Here is a 20,974-nt window from a genome sequence, read left to right on the forward strand (position 1 = left end):
ATTATAATAATCATATTAATTTTATATTTGAATTTTATTAAATTTAATGTATAAAATATATTATAAAATATTATTTTATTTAAAAGGAGGTATACTTAGAGATATGAAAATAACTTCTATAATAGCAGAATATAATCCTTTGCACAATGGTCACATTTATCATATAAACAAAACAAAAGAAATTACTTCTTCAGATGCTATTGTTTGTATAATGAGTGGAAATTATGTACAACGTGGTATTCCAGCATTAGTAGATAAGTGGAGCAGAACTAAAGCAGCTTTAGAAAGTGGAATAGATTTAGTGATAGAACTTCCAGCTTTATATGCTTTATCATCTGCAGAGTTTTTTGCATTTGGAGCAATAAGTCTTTTAGATAGCTTAAATATAATTGATAGTATTTGTTTTGGAAGCGAAATAGGGAATATAGATTATATTCTTGAAATTTCTAATATTTTAAATAATGAGACAGAAGCATTTAAAAAATCTCTTAAATATTATTTAAATAAAGGTTTTACATATCCAGCAGCTAGAAGTAAAGCTTTATATAATTATATTTTGGATAAAAATATATATTTTGAAAATAATCTACATGAAATTTTAAATTCTTCTAATAATATACTAGCAATAGAATACTGTAAAAGTCTTATTAAATTAAATAGCAATATAAAGCCATACACAATTAAAAGGGAAGGTAGCTCATATAATAGTACTAAATTAAGCAAAATTTTTTCAAGTGCTACTTCTATAAGGCGGTACATAAAAAACAATAATAATTTTAATGAATTAAAAAATCATATTCCTGATGCTAGTTTTAATATGTTAAATTTATATAAAAATAGTGGTGTTCAATTTGTTTTTGAAGATTTAATGTTTGATTTTATAAAATATAAACATTTTAATTCAGAACACGAAATAGAAAATCTCCCCGATGTTTCTGAAGGATTACATAATCGAATTAGTAAAGCTTTAAAATCTGCTAAAAATTTTGATGATTTAATAGAAAATATAAAAACTAAAAGATATACTTATACTCGTATAAACAGAATTCTTTGTCAATATTTTATAGGATTTGAAAAATTTAATACTAAAATATTAAGAACTACACCTTGCCCTTACGCTAGAATTCTTGGATTTAATGAAATTGGCATAAAAATACTAAAAGAAATGAAAGAAAAATCTTCTATTCCAATATATACAAAACTCCCAAAGAATGCTGATGATATATTACTTTTAGATATTCAATCCACTAAATCTTATAGCATTTTAAATAAATATATTGATCATAATAGCGATTATATAATTAGTCCAATAAAAGTATAAAACTATGTGTAATATTCTAAAATATAAAAAATAAAATATACTAGTACAGAATATTTTATTAAGGAGAATATAAATTGAAAATATTGCTATATTTTTGTATGTTTTTAATACCTCTACTAGTATATAAACTTTTGAAAAACTTTGAAAAAAATATTTTTATAACTATAATATGTTCATTAACAATAATACAAATTATATTAACTCCAAAATTATGTATAGATTCGGCACTACTTGGAGCCAATCTTTTTATTACAAAAGTTTTTCCATCTTTATTTCCTTTTTTAGTTATTTCTGGAATTATGATTGATTGTGATGGAGTTACTATTTATTCTAAAATTTTAGGGAAATTTTTATGCAAACCTCTTAGATTACCTATAGAATGTACATTTGCAATTGTAATAAGTATGTTTTGCGGATACCCTCTTGGTGCTAAATATTCATGTGATCTATATGAAAAAGGTATAATAAACTATAAAACTTGTCAAAGGCTAATAAATATAGCTAGCAATGCAAGTCCTTTGTTTATAATCGGTTCTGTCGGAACTGCTATGCTTAAAAATTTTTATATAGGTTATTTTCTTCTTTTATGTAATTACATATCATGTTTTATAATGGCTTTTATAATTCCTGCTGATAATACATATATAAGCCGTAATCAAAATATAAATTTATCTTTTTCAAATAAAAATATAGGAGATATAATAAAAAGTAATATTGAAAATGCAATAAAAACTTCTTTTTCTGTTGGTGGCTTTGTTATAATTTTTTCTGTAATAACAAATATAATTAAAAGCAATATCTTTTTTGATATTGCTATAAAAAATGTAACCAATATATTACAAATAAATAAAAATTTAATTGAAGGATTATTGTTAGGAATTATAGAAATGACTAATGGCTGTTATTTAATATCTTCATTGTCAACAGATATATATATTAAAATTATAATCATAAGTTTTTTATTGGGTTTCAGTGGATTTTCCATAGTTTCTCAAGTATATTCATTCACTTATAAGTATAATTTATCTATGAAAAAATATATATTAAGAAAATTTATGCAAGGACTTATTTCTTCAACAATTGCTGCTGTATTATATAAAATTCCATTTTTAAATTTATCTATGCAAGTTTTCAGCAATAAATATAGTTTTAATCAGCATGTTATTATGTTAATGTTATTTATAATATTTCTTATAGTACCTTTTATATTAAGTATAATAAAAAAATTATTTCATGCCTCTTAATTCTTTAATATTATCTCTTATTGTATCTAAATCTGTAGTAACTTCATTGCTTAAAGACTGAATAAATTCTTCAACTTCTTTCTTTATATTTATTATCATACTTTGTCCTTTTTCATTTATTTCTTTTTCTAATTCACAAAGTATTTTATCAGCATAATCACGTGCCCCTAATCTCATCGACTTTGCATCTCTTTGAGCTGAAGCTATTATTTCTTCAGCTCTAATTTTTGCTTCTTTAGTAATATCATGATTTTCTATTTGTCTTTTTAGCATATCTGCACTTTCTTTTTTCATATTTGATGCTTCTTCAATAGCTTCACTTAATATTCTTTCTTTTTCTTCTACAACCCATTGAGCTTTTTTTAATTCATCTGGCAAAGAATTTATTATTTGATCTACTATACTCATAACTTCTTTTTTATCTACTAATATTTTACCCATTACTGGAACTTTTGAAGATGTTTCAAATATTTCTTGAAGATACTCAAGCAAATTTATTACTTCCATAACAGCTTATCCCCCTTTTGATTTATTTTTCTCATTATATCCTTAATTATCACATCAGGTACTAAATCCTTAATACATCCTCCAAACATAGCAACTTGTTTAACAGAAGAAGAACTTAAATATGAATATTTTGCGTTTGTCATCATGAACACTGTTTCTATTTTAGGATCAAGTTTATTATTCATAAGGGCCATTTGAAATTCATATTCAAAATCTGATACAGCTCTTAATCCTTTAACTATAACAGTAGCTTCATTTTCTTTCATGAAATTTATTAAAAGACCACTGAAACTTTTCACACTAACATTTTCTAATCCAATTATAGATTTTTTAATTAAATCTACTCTTTCTTCTGTGCTAAATAATCCTGTTTTACTAGGATTTATTAGTACTCCAACAATAACTTCATCAAATACTTTTGAAGCTCTATTTATAATATCTAAATGACCATTTGTAATTGGATCAAAGCTTCCTGGATATACAGCTCTCTTCATATTAGTCCTCCCTATATTTATAAAGGCATACAATTGTATTACCATATTTACGGCTATCTACAAGCATTATTTTTTCATTACCTTCATATATCTTTTCTGAAGAATCAATTTTAGTAACTATAATACCATTACTTTCTAATAAACATTTTTGGGAAATTATATCTATAGCTGGAGGTATCATATTTTTTAAATATGGAGGATCTATAAAAATTAGATCAAAAATTATACCCTTGTCACTAAATTCATTAAGTGCTTTATAAGAATCAATATTATAACATCTACATATATCATTAAATTTTAAATTTTCTACATTTTGTTGTAATAATTTAAATGTGTTAAAATTTTTATCAACAAGATGGCATTGAGATGCTCCTCTGCTTGCCGCTTCTAATCCTAAGCTTCCTGTTCCAGCAAATACATCTAAAACAATAGCTCCGGGAATTCTATTTTGAATAATATTAAAAATAGATTCTTTCACTCTATCTAAAGTAGGCCTTGTTTCCATACCTTCTGGAGATAATAGTTTTCTACCTTTTGCAATACCTGATATAATTCTCATTTATATCCTCCTCTTTAGTAAAAATATAACATTTATATACATAGATTAATACATAATTCACCAATTTTCAAGGAATATGCTCTTTTTAATTAATATGTGTTTTTTTTATTTTATAAAATTCACATATTAAATTCATATTTCAACAATTTATACCTTTTAATACATCTAATTTTATTTAGTTAAAACAAATAAATTTAGATGTATTATCTAATTTTTTTATTATTTCTTCTTTTATTTTAATATCTTCACTATCATTACTCTTTAATAATCTTCTTGCTTCTATGTTTGCAATTTTAAATAAATCTATATCTTCAACTAAATCAGATAATATTAAATTATCTTCCCCATGTTGTTTAAATCCTAATAACTCTCCACTTCCTCTAAGCTTTAAATCTTCTTCTGCAATATAAAAACCGTCATTACTTTTTTGTAATATATTAAGTCTTTTCTCTACAATTTTATTATTAATTTTTGCTATTAAAATACAATAAGATTTAAATTTCCCTCTACCAACCCTTCCTCTTAATTGATGTAGTTGTGCAAGCCCAAATCTTTCTGCATTTTCTATTATCATAACAGTAGCATTAGGTACATTAATTCCTACTTCTATAACTGTAGTGGAAATTAAAACTTTTATATTACCAGATTTAAATTTTTGCATAATTTCGTCTTTTAATTTATTAGGCATTTTACCATAAAGAAAAGCAACTTCTTTGGGTGAAAAATATTTTTGAGTTAATTCTTCATATAATGTTTCAACTGAATTTAATTCTAGTTCATCATTATTTTCTACAAGAGGACATACAACATATACTTGTCTTCCTTTTTTTACTTCTTCTATAGCAAATTTATAAACTTTATCTTTATTTTTGTAATCTACATAATATGTATCTATTTTTTGTCTTCCTGGTGGAAGTTCGTTTATAATCGATATATCAAGATCTCCATAAAGAGTTAATGCTAAAGTTCTAGGTATAGGTGTAGCTGTCATTACAAGCACATCTACATTGTTTCCTTTATTAAGTAAAATATTCCTTTGCATTACTCCAAAACGATGCTGTTCATCAGTTACAATCATACCTAAGTTTTTAAATTGTACATCTTCTTCTAATAATGCATGAGTACCTATTAAAATATCTATTTTACCAAATTTAAGTTCTTGTTTTATTTCTAATTTTTGTTTTTCGGACATACTCCCACTTAACATTTTTATATTTATGTTAAAAGATTTTAATATATTGTTAAATTCTTCATAATGTTGATTTGCAAGAATTTCTGTTGGTGCCATAACGGCAACTTGATATCCATTTTTTACTACATTAAATACAGTGATTATAGCAACAATTGTTTTACCACTTCCTACATCACCTTGAACCAATCTATTCATAGCTTTATTCTTTTTTTGATCAATTAATATTTCTCGTATAACTTTATTTTGAGCAGCAGTTAAATTAAAAGGTAACGTTTCTTTTAATATTTTTAATTCAGGTGAAATTTTAAAAGAAATACCTTGATTATTTCTTTTTATAAAATCTTTTAGCATAAGTATTTTTAATGAATAAGTAAACAATTCTTGAAATTTCAATCTTTTTTTAGCTTCATTTAAATCTTCAATATTATGTGGATTATGAATATTTTTTATAGCTTTATCTAGCGACATTAAATTATATTTTTTTATAAACCATTGAGGCATATTTTCTTCTATATATATTTTACTTAAAACTTCAGATAAAATTTTTATAATAAATTTATTCGTTAATCCTTCCTTTAAAGAATAAATAGGGATAAGCAAATATTCTTCTTTATTTTTACATAATGATTTATTTTCATTATTAATATAAGTTTTGTTTACTATAATAGGATTTAACATTATTTTCTCGCCTTTAAATATTTCTATTTTTCCTGCTATAGTATATTGCTTTAATAGCATAAATTTATCTTTCATATATGGCTGATTAAACCATCTTCCTTTTATAATATTGTCTTCATATTTAAAAATAACAGTAGTTAATATTTTATTAGTCTTAGTTTTTATATCTTTATCAATTTTTATTACTGTACAATTAAAAATAGATTTTTGACCTAATTTAACATTATTAGATACATTTTTTGAAATTTTTTCATAATCTCTTGGAAAATATAATAATAAATCCATTATTGTATAAATTCCACATTGGTTTAATATTTTTTTAGTTTTAGGACCAATCCCTTTTATAATTTCTATATCACTATATACATCCATTATAAAACACTCCAAACATAGAAATAAAAAAGCCTTAAGGCTTTTTTATTCAACAGATATTATAAAATAATACAAAGGCTGCTCGCCATTGTAACTTTGTATATCTTTTTCAGGATATTTTTTTTGCAACGAAGTTACAATTTTTTCCACTTCATTTTCATTTGTATCTTTACCATAAAAAATAGTAATTAATTCACTATCTTCTTTTATCATATTGTCAATTGTGTTTTCACAAACTTTATAAATATCTCTTCCTACTTCATTAATTTTACCTTCTATAAGACCTAATATATCTCCTTTATGTATCATTTTCCCATCTATTTCTGTATCCCTTACAGCGTAAGTTATTTGTGCACTAGATACTTTCTTTATTGCTTCACTCATAGCTTTAATATTTTCTTCTAAAGACATATTAAAATCAAATACAGTAATACTTGTTATACCTTGAGGAATAGTTTTAGTTGGTATTACAATAATATTTTTATCAGTGAGTTTTGCTGCTTGTTCTGCTGCCATAATAATATTTTTATTATTTGGAAATATAAAAATATTTTTAGCATTAATCTTTTTTATGCAATCAAGAATATCTTGCGTACTAGGATTCATTGTTTGACCACCTTCTATAACATAGTCAACACCTAAATCCTTAAATATATTCTTTATTCCTTCACCCATAGCTACAGATATAAAACCAAATTCCTTTTTATTTTCTTCTTCATCTAAATTTACAATATCTTCTTTTTTTGTAATTGAAAATTCATCATTTAATAAATGTCTATGCTGCTCTCTCATATTATCTATTTTTATTTTAGAAAGTTCACCTAGTTTAATAGCTTTAGATATAATTACTCCAGGGTCATTAGTATGAATGTGCACTTTTACTGCATCTTCTACTCCAACTACAATCATAGAATCTCCATATGGTTCTAAATCTTTTTTAAAATCTTCAATATTTATATTTCTACCTAATACAAAAAATTCAGTACAATATCCAAATTTTATATATTCTTCATTTATATATGATATGGAATTAAATGAAACATTATTGTCATTTAAGTTAATTGGCATTTTAGCTTTTAAATTATACTTTAAAGCCTCATGCATACCTTTTAATATTATTAAAAGTCCCATTCCACCGGCATCTACCACTTTAGCTTTTTTTAATACAGGAAGCATTTCAGGAGTTTTATTTAAAATTGATTCGCTATAAGAACATACTTCTTCCATAAGCATACTTATATCATTATTAGTACTTTTTACTGCAACATCACCCGCAGCTTTAATAATAGTAAGTATTGTTCCTTCAGTAGGTCTCATTACAGCTTTATAAGCTAATTTAGCGCCTTCTAAAAGACTATTGGCAAATTCTAAGGCATCAACTTCATCTTTATCCTCAAGTGCTTTAGACATTCCTCTAAAAATCTGAGACAATATAACTCCAGAATTGCCTCTTGCCCCCATTAATGCTCCTCTTGATAATTTTTTTGCTACTTCTCCTATAGAATTACTATTAATATTTTCAATTTCTGATATTGCACTTTTAAATGTCATAGACATATTAGTGCCAGTATCTCCATCTGGAACAGGGAATACATTTAATGAATTTACAAAATCCTTTTGTTCTTCAAGTCTATTAGATGCATTTACCATCATATTATAAAACTGTAATCCGTTAATTTTTAAGTATTCCATTAAAAAGTACCCCCTTAAACTCTTACACCTTGAACATTAACTGTTACGCTCGAAACATTAAGTCCAGTATAATTTTCCACATTATATTTTATATTTTGAATTATATTATTAGCAATTACAGAAATTTTAGTTCCATACTCAACAACTATATATAATTCAACAGAAACTTCATTTTCTTTTGAATGAATTTTTACACCTTTACTTAAATTTTCTCCTTTTATTAGTTCCCATAATCCATCTTTAGCATTTTTTGAGGCCATTCCTACAACCCCATAACATTCCATAGTAGAAACACCTATTATATTTGCAACTACTTCTTCTGAATAATCAATATATCCATTTTTATTTAAAATATTACCTATCATAATAAATCCTCCTCATATTAATAAATAAACAGTTTAATAAATATTTAAAGATAACAATTTTATTATCTTTATTTTATATTAAATAATAAATTTATTCAATAAAATAAATTTTTAATTATGCTAAAAAACAAAAATATAATTTTACAAAAGTTATTACTTGAAAAATTTTTATATTTTCCTTGCAAAAAATATATCTTATATGATAAAATAATAAATGTTTGGATTGAGAAGACTTTTTCTTCACAATTTCTAAGGAGGTGTTTTTCGTGTCAAGAAGATGTGAGATTTGCAATAAAGGTGTTATATCTGGATTACAAGCAAGCCATTCAAATCGTAAATCTAAGAGAAAATGGGCGCCAAATTTAAAGAAGATTAAAGCTATAGTTAATGGAACTCCAGCTACTATACATGTTTGCACTAGATGTTTACGTTCTGGTAAGGTACAACGTGCTGTATAAAAATAAAAATGCAGTTGCTAAGCAATTGCATTTTTATTTTTATATATGTTAAAATCTTTATACTTTTTTTCTTTTGAAAAATTTTATAATTGCAGATATGAACTTAGGCAATTTTATTGCAATTATTTTCATTATATATCAACTCCTTTTTAATGATGTGAGTTTTCTATTAAATACCATCCTATATAAATTAATCCTCCACCTACAGCTATAATCCATCCCCAAATAGGTATTATAAAAGTTATAACCATTCCTATACCAATAGCTACTATTATCCATCCTACATTTTCTCTCAATTTATGTTTTCTAGACAAAATGTTATCCCTCACCCACTAATACTTTACTATTATTATATGATATTAAAGTATTTTTGTGAACAAAAAAGGATGCTTATGCATCCTAATCTATACTTTTCATTATAATTAAGTTTCCACTTTCAAAATCTATTTTGACTTCATTATTTACAAATTCATTAGATATAGTAACATTATCCCCTATTTTTAAAATATATTTATTTAAACTGTACTTAGCACCAAAAATGCTTAAATTTATAATTGGTTTATTATATGCAAAAATAGAAAATTTATCGCCCTTTTGTCCTTTTATTATAACGCTGTGATTTACCATTGTAATTATATTATTATTATCTTTAATAAATGCTTCAGTATTATTATCTAAACATTTATATAATAAAGCTAGATTTCCAAATGTATGATCTAGTCTAGTACCTGTACATCCTAAAAAAACAATTTTATCAACTTTAAGTTCTAAAGCTTTAATAACTGCAAGTTCAGTATCCGTATAATCTTTTTCTATAGGATAGGTTTCAATTATAGATTTCTTATTTAAAAAAAATTTCAATATATAATCATCTGTTGAATCAAAATCTCCTATTATATAATCAGGTATAATTTTATACTCGTAGGCACATTTTGCACCGCTATCAGCACATATAAGAACATAATTCCCAACTAATTCATCTTTTAAAAGTTTTTCTGAAGGAGGTGTCCCTCCAGATATTATAACAGCTTTCATACTTAAAGTCCTCTTCTTAAATCTATAATATTTTCTTTTATTTTATTATTCTTAAATACTGCTGATCCTGCTACTATAATATCCGCTCCACATTCTGTTACTTCTGATATATTATAAGTATCAATTCCACCATCTACCTCTATTAATATATTGTTATTTATATTTTCAATTAATTTTTTTGTTTCTTTAACCTTATTAGAACAATATTTAATATATTTTTGCCCTCCAAATCCAGGATTTACTGTCATAATTAATACAATATCAACAATATTAATCAAATCTTTAATTAACGAAACTGGACTTCCAGGATTTAATGCTATACCTGCCTTTATACCGAAGCTTTTAATATAGTTTATTGTTCTATCTATGTGTTTATCAGCTTCATAATGTATTGTAATTATATCAGCACCTGCTTTTATAAAATCATCTATAAATCTGCTTGGTTCATTTATCATAAGATGAACATCAAAAGGTATGTCTGCGTATTTACGTAAACTTTTTATTATAGGGGCTCCAATTGTAATATTAGGTACAAAATTTCCATCCATAACATCTATATGAATTAAATCTGCACCACATTCTTGTAAAAATTTAACTTGTTCTCCTAAATTAGCAAAATCAGCTGATAATATAGAAGGAGCAATTTTTATCATTTTTTATACCTCCTATTCGTCAATTCTTGTAACATTTTAATATAAAATTTATATCTATTCTCATCAATTTTACCTTCTTCAACCTTTTGTTTAATTGCGCATTCAGGTTCTTTGTAATGAGTACAACCTCTAAATTTACATAAACTTAAAAAAGGTTTAAAATCTGGGAAACAATATTGTAAATCTTGAGCAGACATAAAATTCATTTCTAAGGAAGTAAATCCAGGAGTGTCAACTAAAAAACCTTCTTCAATTTCTACTAATTCACTATGTCTTGTAGTATGTTTACCTCTCCCAATTTTTTCACTAATTTCCCCAGTTTCCATTAAATTTTTATTAAGTAATTGATTTAAAATAGTTGATTTACCAACACCCGAAGGTCCGCATAATACGGTTATGTTATTTTTTAATTTATCTTTCAATAAATCTATACCATATCCTAACTTAGCATTTAAAAATAAAACCTCATATTTTGCCTTTTTTATCATATTGACTATATCTTGAAATTCATTAATTTCAATTAAATCAATTTTATTAAAACAAACTATTGCTTTTAAATTATTGTATTCACATAATATAAGAAATTTATTAAGTAATTCTAAATTTAATTTAGGATTTAAAAAAGTAAAAATTACAAAAACCTGTGTTACATTAGCTACTGAAGGTCTAATCAATTCACTTTTTCTAGGATATATTTTATTAATAATACCTTTATTATTAATTATATCAATTTCTACTTTATCACCAACTATAGGGGTAAGTTCATTAAATCTAAATTTTCCTCTTGCTTTACACTCAATAATTTTATTACCCGATTTTACATAATAAAATCCAGCTATTCCTTTTATTATAGTTCCTTCCATATTTCCTCCTTTGCAATATTTTTTAATTATTGATTTACTTGATCGTTTTGACTTGTTTGATTTGGTTGATTTATATTTTGATTTTGTTCAATAGATTTTGTATTTAATTTTATCTTTTCTCCTTTAGATACTTTTGTGTTAGGAGCAGGATTTTGTTCAATTACAATATCATTATCCTTACCTTTAACATCTAAATTTAAACCTAAAGAAGCTGCTTCAGTTTTAGCTTCACTTAAAGTTTTATTTATAAAATTAGGCACGGTTATTTTTTCTTCTTTATATACATAGTAACTTACATCAACTTGGCTTTGTTCTTTTATGTTTGAAGCATTAGGCGCTGGATTTTGATTTACAATTTTTCCATCAAGATTTTTATCTGTAGTTTCTATAGGAGTTTTATTTCCTAACCTTAAATTATTACTTATCAAAAGATTTTCAGCATCTTTTAATGTTAAATTAAATAAATCTGGTACTTTGGTATAAATTATCTCTTGACCTTTACTTATAACTAAATCAATTTTAGAACCTTTCTCTAAAAAAGAATTCGCTTCAGGAGTTTGACTTATTATAGAATTTTCTGGAATAGTAGTGCTGAATTCATAAGTTTTTTCTCCAACTTTAAATCCGCTATTTTCAATTATACTAATCGCCACATTAACATCTGTTCCCTTGACATCAGGTACTTTAATTTCCATCATACCCGAACTAACATAAATTGTAACTTTCGAACCAGATTTTACATTTGTATTTTCTGATGGATTAGAAGCTATTACAATACCTGCAGGTTTATCACTTTTTTCTCTTGAACCTATAACAGGCTCTAATCCTTTGTCTCTTATTGCTTTTTCTGCTTCATATTCCGTCATTCCAACAACAGAAGGTACTGTAACCGTTTCTGATACTGTATTTTCATTAGTTTTAGATGAAATTGAGCTTTTACTCATAATATACCAACCTGCAAAAAAGAATATTATAACTATTAATATACCAAGAGGTACCAAAATTAAAGCTGATTTTAATTTTGGTTTCTTAGAATTTTTCTTCTTAACACTATTTTCATCTTCTTTTTCTTCTATTTCACAATCAGTTACTGGATTCATTATTTTAGTATGATCTGAATATGAATCAAAAGTATCAATTTTATAATCTGAGTTATTTTTTATTTGCTGTAAGTCAAGTAACATATCCTTTATATTTTGATATCTGCTAATTGGATCTTTTTCCATTGCTTTTAGTATAAGATTATTTAATCCATCTGGCAAATTTCCATTTATATGTTTAGGCGGAATAACAGGTTCTTGTAAATGCTTTAACGCAACAGATACAGGGCTTTCAGCATCAAAGGGTACTTTTCCAGTAACCATTTCGTAAATTACAACTCCTAATGAATATATATCTGTTCTTCCATCTACAAAACTTCCTTTAGCTTGTTCTGGTGAAAAATAATGTGCCGATCCAATAACTTTATTAGTATTTGTTATAGTTACAGAATTAGAAACTTTAGCTATCCCAAAATCTGTTACTTTAATATTTCCTTCACTAGTTACTAATATATTTTGAGGTTTAATATCTCTATGTATAATATTATTTTTATGTGCACATTCTATTGCTTTTGCAATTTGAATTGCAATATCTATAGCTCTATTATAATCTAATCTCCCATTTTGAATTATCAATTCTTTAAGAGTTATTCCTTGTACATATTCCATAACTATATAATTTAAAGTTCCTTCAGAACCAACATCATATATGTTAACTATATTATTATGAGAAATACTTCCTGCAGATGCAGCCTCAGCTTTAAATTTATTTACAAATTCTTTATCTTTAGAATATTCTTCCTTTAAAATTTTAACTGCAACAAATCTATTTAAAAGTCTGCATTTAGCTTTATATACTTCTGCCATCCCTCCTTCCCCAATTTTTTCTATAATTTCATATCTATTTCCCAGCAAAGTTCCTATCATTCTTGCACTCTCCTTCAAAAATAATGACAGTTATATTATCTTTTCCACCTCTTTGTTTACTCAATTCTACTAACTTATAACATGCTGTATCATTATCATTATTTAATATAATCTCGTACATTTCATCGTCTGTAAGTGAATTAGATAAACCATCAGTGCACAACATAACCTTATATACATTTTTTAAATCTATTAAACATGTATCTACTTTAACATCATAAAATGTACCTAATGCACGAGTTATTATATTTTTGTTAGGATGTACGTAAGCTTCTTCTTCGGTTATAGTTCCAGCATCCAAAAGTTGTTGCACTAAAGAATGATCTTTTGTAACTTGGCGCATACTATTATCATCAATAATATAACATCTACTATCTCCCACATTAGCAACAGCCATCTTTCCTCCACTTATTAAGCAAGCAGTTATGGTTGTTCCCATTCCATTTAAATAATCTTTTGTTTTGGAAATATTATAAATTTTTTTATTTGAAAATTGTATAGCTTCTTTTAATACTTTTTCTAAGTCATCTAATGAACAAATAGAATTAATATATTCTATAGTTGTATCTACAGCAAGTTTGCTGGCAATTTCTCCAGCATTATGTCCGCCCATTCCGTCCGCAATAACATATATTCTTTTTTCTATGTCTTCATGATATCCTAAATAATCTTCATTTATTTCACGAACATTTCCTAGGTCAGTTAACATCCCTGCCATTTTTACACCTCTTTTTCATTGTTTCTGTTTTGCAAATATCTTCTTCTAAGTTGACCACAAGCAGCATTAATATCTGATCCCATTTCTTTTCTTATAGTAGTTTCTATCCCTAATTTTGTAAGTGTATTATAAAAAGTTTTTATATTTTCTACAGATGGCTTTTTATATTCTTTTTCCTTTACTTCATTAATAGGTATTAAATTTACATGACATAACATTCCTTTAAGTAATTTAGCAAGTTTTTCAGCATCATCTTTTTTATCATTTACATTTTCAACTAAAGCATACTCAAATGTAATTCTTTTATTAGTTTTTTTTATATAATAATTACAAGCTGATATTATATCTTCTATTGAATATTTATATGCTATAGGCATTATTTTTTTTCTTAATTCATTATTAAAGGCATGAAGAGAAATAGCTAAAGTTATTTGCATATTTCTATCTGCAAGTTTTAATATTTTAGGAACAATACCGCAAGTAGACAAAGTTATATGTCTTTGACCTATGTTAAGTCCATAGTCTGCATTTATAACTTCTATAAATTTAATAACATTATCATAATTTTCAAGAGGTTCTCCGCTTCCCATTAAAACAACATTAGAAATTCTTTCTCCTATTTCTTTAGAAGAAACTAATACTTGAGCTAAAATTTCACCACAGGTAAGATTTCTAACAAGTCCCTCTATAGTTGATGCACAAAACTTGCATCCCATTTTACATCCAATTTGTGTTGAAACACAAATTGAATTTCCATGATTATATTTCATAACTACACATTCTATAATATTTCCATCTTCATATTCAAGTAGCATTTTTTTTGTTTCATCTAATTTCGATTTAAAAACCTGTATTATTTTAGGAATTCCTATATAAAATGAATTTTTTAATTTAGTTTTTAATTCATTTGGGATATTCTTCATATTTTCAAAATCCCAAATATATTTTTTATAAATCCAATCAAAAATTTGTTTAGCTCTATATTCATTTTCATTATTTTCTTTCATCCATATTTTTAATTCTTCAAGAGTTAGATCAAGAATATTTATCATATAAGCACCTACCATAATCTTTTTAACTTAGCTATAAAAAATCCATCCATAAAATTGTTTGGCAATATAGTAACTCCATAATCAGTATATATAATATTGTCCAATTTACCGTAAAATAATGGAATTATTTCATAGTTTGTAAACTTATTTAAAAACCACTTAATATTTTCTTCATTTTCTTTTTTATTTATAGTACAAGTAGAATACAATAATATTCCACCTTTTTTTACATATTTAGACGCATTTTCCATAATATTTCTTTGAATTTTTTGAATATCTTTAAATTGTTGTATAGTTTTATTCCACTTAATTTCTGGTTTTTTTCTTATAATTCCAAGACCTGAACATGGAACATCTATCAATACTCTGTCAGCACTATCTATAAATTTTTCATCAAACACAGTAGCATCTTTAATTTTACAAATAATATTAGTAATACCTAATCTTTCTGCAGTATTCTTAATTAAAGATAATTTATCTTCATATATATCAAAGGCATAAATTTTCCCACTATTATTCATAAGTTCCGCTATATGCGTTGTTTTCCCTCCAGGAGCACTACACATATCTAATATAAAAATGTCAGATACTATATCCATAGAATGTGCTACAAGCATAGCACTTTCATCTTGTACTGTTATAAATCCCTCTTTAAATAATGGATTATTTTCTATACTTTTACCTTTTATTATTCGTAAGGCTTCTTTACATATTACACCTCTTTCTATATTATATCCATATTGTTTTAGCTTTTCAAAAGCTTCATTATAATTTGTTTTTAAATTATTTATTCTAACAGTTATATTAGGTATAGAATTTAATCCTTTAAATATTTCTTCTGCATTACTACCATACTGATTTATAATCATTTTTACCATCCATGGTTCAAAAGAATATTTAAAACATAATTCTTGAATTTTATCATTTTTATCATAAAAAACTTTATCCTTATTTCTTAAATAATTTCTTAAAACACCATTAACCAATTTAGAAGCATTTATAGATTTGTATTTTTTGGCAATTTCAACACTTTCATTAACAACTGCAAAATCAGGTATTTTAGATAGATATCTAATTTGATAAATTGATATTCTTAATATATTTAATATAGTATTATCTTGTTTTTCAATAGAAGATTTTAAAAAACTTGAAAGTATTTTATCTATAGTGTATTTATATTTTAAAGTGCCATATACAATCTCTGTAGTTAATGCTTTATCTTTATCATTTAGATCTGATTTTTTTAATTTTAAATTTAACACTATATTGGAATATGAATTATTATTAATTACTAAATTTAATACTTCTACTGCTATCTCTCTAGAATTATTCATTAAATTATCTACCCCTTATTTTATAAGGTTTTTATATAAATTATTAACTTATACATGCACAATAATAAATTAAAATTATTATAAGTACATGTATAAGTTAAATTTTTATAAAAACTTTATTTTAATCTCTATTTCTATCACTTATAACAATAAGTCTTAAAAGTTGAGAAATTGCTACTAAAGCAGCAGCCACATAAGTCATAGCTGCAGCCTTAAGTACAGCTTTAGCAGCATTTAATTCTTCTTCATACAGTATAGCTCTGCTTTTAAGTGACTGTAGAGCTCTTCTTGAAGCATTAAATTCCACTGGAAGAGTAATAAGCTGAAATAAGACTACTGCACTAAAAAGTATTATCCCAAGATTGATTAAATCTGCAAACCCGAGTATAATTCCTAAAATAAATAAAATCCATGATAAATTTGAACTAATATTAACTATAGGTACTATGGAATTTCTTATAGTTAAAGGAGCATATCTTTCTTTATGTTGTATTGCATGACCAGTTTCATGTGCTGCTACTCCTATAGATGCCACGGAAGTACCATAAAATACATCTCTAGACAATCTCATAACTCTACGTGAAGGATCATAATGATCCGATAATCGTCCATTAATTACTTCAACTGGAACATCATATAAACCATTTATATCTAAAAGCATCCTAGCTACTTGTGCTCCAGTATATCCATTAATACTATTAATCTTTGAATATTTACTAAAAGTTGAATTTATTTTTAATTGAGCCCAAAATGATATTATTAAAGCTGGTACTAAAATTATATAAGTATAATCATAAAACATTTATATCCTCCTTTCATACAAAAATTATTATAATAATTTTTATGATAATATAACTCCCTCTTCAATAGTATTACCATTAATATATTCTTCAACAGACATTGGCTTACCTCCAGGAAATTGAATTACTTTTATGCACAATATTCCTTCTCCTGAAACTACTTCTATTCCTTCTTTGCTTACTTTAAGTATATATCCTGGTTTATAATTAGCTTTTTTATTTATTACAGTACTTTTATAAACTTTCATAATTTTATCTTTATATTGTGTAAATGCAACAGGATAAGGATTTAAACCTCGTATTAAATTTTTAATATCATTAGCTTTTAAATTCCAGTCTATTTTTGCTATTTCTTTTGAAATCATAGGAGCATAGCTACTTTCAGAGTTGTCTTGTTTCTTAGGTGTAATTTTCCCTTCAACAATACCATTTATAGTTTTTATTAAAAGCTCTGCACCGTCTTTCATTAATATATCATGTACGTCACCAGCAGTCATATCCTCAGTAATATTGTATTCACTTTTTAAAAGTATGTCTCCTGTATCTAATCCTGAATCCATAAGCATGGTGGTATTACCAGTTTTATTTTCTCCATTTATAACCGCCCAATTTATTGGAGCAGCACCTCTATATTTGGGTAAAAGTGATGCATGCAGATTTATACATCCATATTTAGGAATATCAAGTATTTCTTTTGGAAGTATCTGACCAAAAGCAACTACTATAATAAAATCAGGATTTATTTTTTTTAAAACATTTATACTTTCCATATCTTTTTTTATTTTATTAGGTTGATATACAGGAATATTATACTTTAATGCCTCTTCTTTTACAGGAGATATACTTAATTTTTGTCCCCTTCCTCTAGGTCTATCTGGTTGAGTAAATACAGCCTCTACTTTAAAATTATTTACAAGATTTTTTAAAGATGGTACAGCAAATTCTGGTGTACCCATAAATACTATTTTCATTTAATATCACCCTTTATTTGTTTATCTATATATAATATTCCATCTAGATGATCAATTTCATGACATAAAGCTCTTGATAAAAGACCTTCACCTTCTATTATGATTTCCTCTCCTTTTTCATTTAATGCTTTAACTTTAACTTTTTCTGGCCTTAAAACTTTACCTTGTTGCCCAGGTATACTTAAACACCCTTCTTCATCCAAATATTCACCTTGAGAGTCTATAATTTCTGGATTAATTAATATAATAGGGCCATCACCAACATCTATAACTACAATTCTTTTTAAAATTCCAACTTGTGGAGCAGCAAGTCCTACTCCATTAGCTTTATACATTGTTTCAAGCATATCATCAATCAAAATTTTAATTCTAGTATTTATTTCATCAACCTTTTTACTTTTTTTCCTTAATATTTCATCTCCAAGAACTCTTATATTTCTAATTGCCATAATTTATACCTCCAATTTATTTTTACAAAATGCTGTTAGGATTTATATCCAAACTAATTCTAATATCATTATAAGAATTTTTTGTTAAATCGTATATAATATTTTTTACATTATGCATTAAATCATTATATATTTCTCCTTTTAAAATTATATGCCACCTATAATATTCATTTATTTTTGATATTGAACAAGGACATGGCCCTAGCATCTCTATTTTATCATTTTTATTAATAATATTTTTTAATATTACACCAATATTTTGTATATTTTTTATTAATAATTCTTCATTTTTACTACTTAAATTTATAGAAAATATTTTTGAAAAAGGCGGATAATTCATATCTTTTCTTATAGATATCTCTTCGTTATAAAAATTTTCATAATCATTAGAAATAGCATTTGTAATACTATAATTATCGGGATTATAAGTTTGTACTATAACTTTTCCAGGTTTATCTCCTCTTCCAGCTCTTCCTCCAACCTGTGTTATAAGTTGAAATGTTCTTTCTCCAGAACGATAATCTGGAATATTAAGCGATAAATCTGCTGCTATAATTCCAACTAAAGTAACATTTTTAAAATCTAATCCTTTAGCGATCATTTGAGTACCAATAAGAATATCTGCTTTATTTTCTTTAAATGTATTATAAATATTTTCGTATGAATTTTTTCCCCTTGTTGTATCAAAATCCATCCTTAATATTCTTGCTTTTGGAAAATATTTTTTTGTTTCTGTTTCAATTTTTTCAGTTCCTATTCCAAAATATTTAACATAATTACTTTTACATTTAGGACATATATTGGTTACCTTCTTTGTGTTTCCACAATAGTGGCAAGTTAAAATATTGCTTTCATTATGATAAGTTAATGATATGTCACAATTTTCACATTTAAACACATATCCGCATTTTCTGCAAGAAATGAATGTAGAATATCCTCTTCGGTTTAAAAATAATATTATTTGTTCACCTTTTTGTAAACATTTTTTCATTTCATTGTATAATTTTTTACTAAATATTGATTTGTTATTCTCTATAAGTTCCTCTCTCATATCTACTAATTCGATTTTAGGAAGCATTGCATTATCAGCTCTATTTTTTAAACTTATAAGTTCTATTTCTTCATTTTTTGCTTTGTAATAAGTATCTATAGAAGGTGTAGCAGAACCTAAGATAAGTTTACTGTTTTCTAAATTGCATCTAAACTTAGCTATTTCAAAAGTATTATATTTAGGATCACTTTCAGATTTATATGTATATTCATGTTCTTCATCTATTATTATTAATCCTAAATTATTAAAAGGCAAAAATACTGCAGATCTAGCACCTATAGCAACTTTAACTTTACCATTTTTTACTCTAAGCCATTCATCAAATTTTTCACCTTCTGAAAGCTTACTATGAAAAACAGCAATATCCTTCCCAAATCTACCTTTAAATCTTTCTACCATCTGAGGGGTTAGAGAAATTTCAGGGACTAAAACAATTGAATCGCGATTTTTTTCTATCATCTCACTAACTAATTGCATATATATTTCTGTTTTTCCACTACCCGTTATACCATGAATTAGAAAAACATTATTATTTGATTTATTAATTTTATTTATAGCAATTTGCTGTTCTTCATTTAAAATCTTTTTAGGATAATTATTAAAACTTCTATTATCATATCTATTTAATATGACTTCTTTAGTTGTTAAAAAACCATGTTTAATCAAAGTATTAATAGAAGAAATTGAGATTTTATAAATTCTTTTTAATTCATTTTTATTATATAAACCATTATTATTTAAAACTATATTATATATTTTAATATATGGATCTTTTTTATACTTACCTTCAAGTGAATTAGAAGCAAAAACTACATCTCTTTTTTTTTCCTTTCTGCCTTTAATTACACTATTAGGTATTATAGCTTTTATTCCTTCCAAATAAGTACATAAATAATTTTCCCTCATAAACTTAATAAGTTCAATATCTTTTGCATTTAAAAAAGAATAATTATCACAAATTTCTACAATTTCTTTTATATTAATTTTACTTTCATAATTTTCATATAATTCTATAATAAATCCATCAATTTTTTTGTTAGAATTTCCAAAAGGAACCTTTACTCTAATTCCAAGTTCAATTCTTTCTCTCAAATTTTCAGGTATAGAATATATAAAAACTTTATCAACTTGAGCGGATATATTATCTACTATAATTCCAGCATATTTATACACTTAATCACCCTTTATAAAGAATAAAT

The 20,974-nt window shown here is 25.3% G+C and carries 21 protein-coding genes; 3 read left to right on the top strand and 18 right to left on the bottom strand.

Going from position 1 to position 20,974, the window contains the following annotated elements; all coding sequences use genetic code 11:
- The first annotated feature begins 103 nt into the window (after positions 1–103).
- Together EGD97_RS01705 and ylbJ are read left to right on the top strand one after the other, a co-directional pair.
- Positions 104–1,321, top strand: a complete 1,218-nt coding sequence (locus EGD97_RS01705) for a nucleotidyltransferase (protein WP_078681590.1) — start codon at positions 104–106, stop codon at positions 1,319–1,321.
- Positions 1,322–1,395: 74 nt separating this feature from the next.
- The gene (gene ylbJ, locus EGD97_RS01710; protein ID WP_078681589.1) at positions 1,396–2,565 is read left to right on the top strand and encodes a sporulation integral membrane protein YlbJ; all 1,170 of its coding nucleotides are present in this window, start codon (positions 1,396–1,398) and stop codon (positions 2,563–2,565) included.
- Here ylbJ and EGD97_RS01715 read toward each other — a convergent pair.
- The 6 genes from EGD97_RS01715 to EGD97_RS01740 form a co-directional block, all read right to left on the bottom strand.
- Positions 2,548–3,072, bottom strand: coding sequence for an ATP synthase subunit B family protein (locus EGD97_RS01715; RefSeq protein ID WP_078681588.1), 525 nt, complete (start codon positions 3,070–3,072; stop codon positions 2,548–2,550). The genes ylbJ and EGD97_RS01715 overlap by 18 nt on opposite strands.
- Positions 3,063–3,566: a pantetheine-phosphate adenylyltransferase gene (coaD, locus tag EGD97_RS01720; protein ID WP_078681587.1), complete on the bottom strand. Its 504-nt coding sequence runs from the start codon at positions 3,564–3,566 to the stop codon at positions 3,063–3,065. The genes EGD97_RS01715 and coaD overlap by 10 nt, the downstream gene beginning before the upstream one ends.
- Position 3,567: 1 nt before the next feature.
- On the bottom strand, positions 3,568–4,125 hold the full coding sequence (gene rsmD, locus EGD97_RS01725; RefSeq protein ID WP_078681586.1) for a 16S rRNA (guanine(966)-N(2))-methyltransferase RsmD: 558 nt from the start codon (positions 4,123–4,125) through the stop codon (positions 3,568–3,570).
- Positions 4,126–4,300: 175 nt separating this feature from the next.
- Positions 4,301–6,367 (bottom strand): ATP-dependent DNA helicase RecG, encoded by a 2,067-nt coding sequence (gene recG, locus EGD97_RS01730; protein WP_127836394.1) that lies wholly within the window; start codon positions 6,365–6,367, stop codon positions 4,301–4,303.
- 45 nt (positions 6,368–6,412) lie between these two features.
- On the bottom strand, positions 6,413–8,059 hold the full coding sequence (locus EGD97_RS01735) for a DAK2 domain-containing protein (protein ID WP_078681584.1): 1,647 nt from the start codon (positions 8,057–8,059) through the stop codon (positions 6,413–6,415).
- A 14-nt stretch (positions 8,060–8,073) separates the two neighbouring features.
- Positions 8,074–8,424: an Asp23/Gls24 family envelope stress response protein gene (locus EGD97_RS01740; protein WP_078681583.1), complete on the bottom strand. Its 351-nt coding sequence runs from the start codon at positions 8,422–8,424 to the stop codon at positions 8,074–8,076.
- Between the two features lie 266 nt (positions 8,425–8,690).
- Between EGD97_RS01740 and rpmB the strand changes: the two genes are divergently transcribed.
- Positions 8,691–8,882, top strand: coding sequence for a 50S ribosomal protein L28 (rpmB, locus tag EGD97_RS01745; protein WP_078681582.1), 192 nt, complete (start codon positions 8,691–8,693; stop codon positions 8,880–8,882).
- A gap of 149 nt (positions 8,883–9,031) precedes the next feature.
- On the opposite strand, the gene EGD97_RS12335 is transcribed toward rpmB, so the two are convergent.
- From EGD97_RS12335 to priA, 12 genes are all read right to left on the bottom strand, one after another.
- Positions 9,032–9,196 carry a hypothetical protein gene (locus EGD97_RS12335; RefSeq protein WP_164850139.1) on the bottom strand — a complete coding sequence of 55 codons (165 nt, stop codon included), beginning with the start codon at positions 9,194–9,196 and terminating at the stop codon, positions 9,032–9,034.
- Positions 9,197–9,281: 85 nt separating this feature from the next.
- Positions 9,282–9,917, bottom strand: a complete 636-nt coding sequence (locus EGD97_RS01750) for a thiamine diphosphokinase (protein WP_078681581.1) — start codon at positions 9,915–9,917, stop codon at positions 9,282–9,284.
- Positions 9,918–9,919: 2 nt separating this feature from the next.
- A complete protein-coding gene (rpe, locus tag EGD97_RS01755; RefSeq protein ID WP_078681580.1) occupies positions 9,920–10,570 on the bottom strand; it encodes a ribulose-phosphate 3-epimerase in 651 nt (216 codons plus the stop codon).
- Complete coding sequence (gene rsgA / locus EGD97_RS01760) at positions 10,567–11,433, bottom strand: ribosome small subunit-dependent GTPase A (protein WP_078681579.1); 867 nt, start codon at positions 11,431–11,433, stop codon at positions 10,567–10,569. Before rsgA ends, rpe begins: the two co-directional genes overlap by 4 nt.
- A 26-nt stretch (positions 11,434–11,459) precedes the next feature.
- Complete coding sequence (gene pknB / locus EGD97_RS01765) at positions 11,460–13,400, bottom strand: Stk1 family PASTA domain-containing Ser/Thr kinase (protein ID WP_078681578.1); 1,941 nt, start codon at positions 13,398–13,400, stop codon at positions 11,460–11,462.
- Positions 13,375–14,118 (bottom strand): Stp1/IreP family PP2C-type Ser/Thr phosphatase, encoded by a 744-nt coding sequence (locus EGD97_RS01770; protein WP_078681577.1) that lies wholly within the window; start codon positions 14,116–14,118, stop codon positions 13,375–13,377. The genes pknB and EGD97_RS01770 overlap by 26 nt, the downstream gene beginning before the upstream one ends.
- A gap of 2 nt (positions 14,119–14,120) precedes the next feature.
- Positions 14,121–15,170 carry a 23S rRNA (adenine(2503)-C(2))-methyltransferase RlmN gene (gene rlmN, locus EGD97_RS01775; RefSeq protein ID WP_078681742.1) on the bottom strand — a complete coding sequence of 350 codons (1,050 nt, stop codon included), beginning with the start codon at positions 15,168–15,170 and terminating at the stop codon, positions 14,121–14,123.
- A gap of 8 nt (positions 15,171–15,178) precedes the next feature.
- Positions 15,179–16,504, bottom strand: coding sequence for a 16S rRNA (cytosine(967)-C(5))-methyltransferase RsmB (rsmB, locus tag EGD97_RS01780; RefSeq protein ID WP_127836395.1), 1,326 nt, complete (start codon positions 16,502–16,504; stop codon positions 15,179–15,181).
- A gap of 121 nt (positions 16,505–16,625) precedes the next feature.
- Entirely contained in the window at positions 16,626–17,306 is a 681-nt protein-coding gene (locus EGD97_RS01785) for a zinc metallopeptidase (RefSeq protein WP_127836396.1), read from the bottom strand.
- Positions 17,307–17,345: 39 nt separating this feature from the next.
- The gene (fmt, locus tag EGD97_RS01790; protein WP_127836397.1) at positions 17,346–18,275 is read right to left on the bottom strand and encodes a methionyl-tRNA formyltransferase; all 930 of its coding nucleotides are present in this window, start codon (positions 18,273–18,275) and stop codon (positions 17,346–17,348) included.
- Positions 18,272–18,724, bottom strand: coding sequence for a peptide deformylase (gene def / locus EGD97_RS01795; RefSeq protein WP_078681573.1), 453 nt, complete (start codon positions 18,722–18,724; stop codon positions 18,272–18,274). The genes fmt and def overlap by 4 nt, the downstream gene beginning before the upstream one ends.
- A gap of 22 nt (positions 18,725–18,746) precedes the next feature.
- Positions 18,747–20,948: a primosomal protein N' gene (gene priA / locus EGD97_RS01800; RefSeq protein ID WP_078681572.1), complete on the bottom strand. Its 2,202-nt coding sequence runs from the start codon at positions 20,946–20,948 to the stop codon at positions 18,747–18,749.
- Between the last annotated feature and the right edge of the window lie 26 nt (positions 20,949–20,974).

It is taken from the genome of Clostridium prolinivorans (assembly GCF_004011155.1).
Lineage (GTDB): Bacteria > Bacillota > Clostridia > Clostridiales > Clostridiaceae > Clostridium_AT > Clostridium_AT prolinivorans.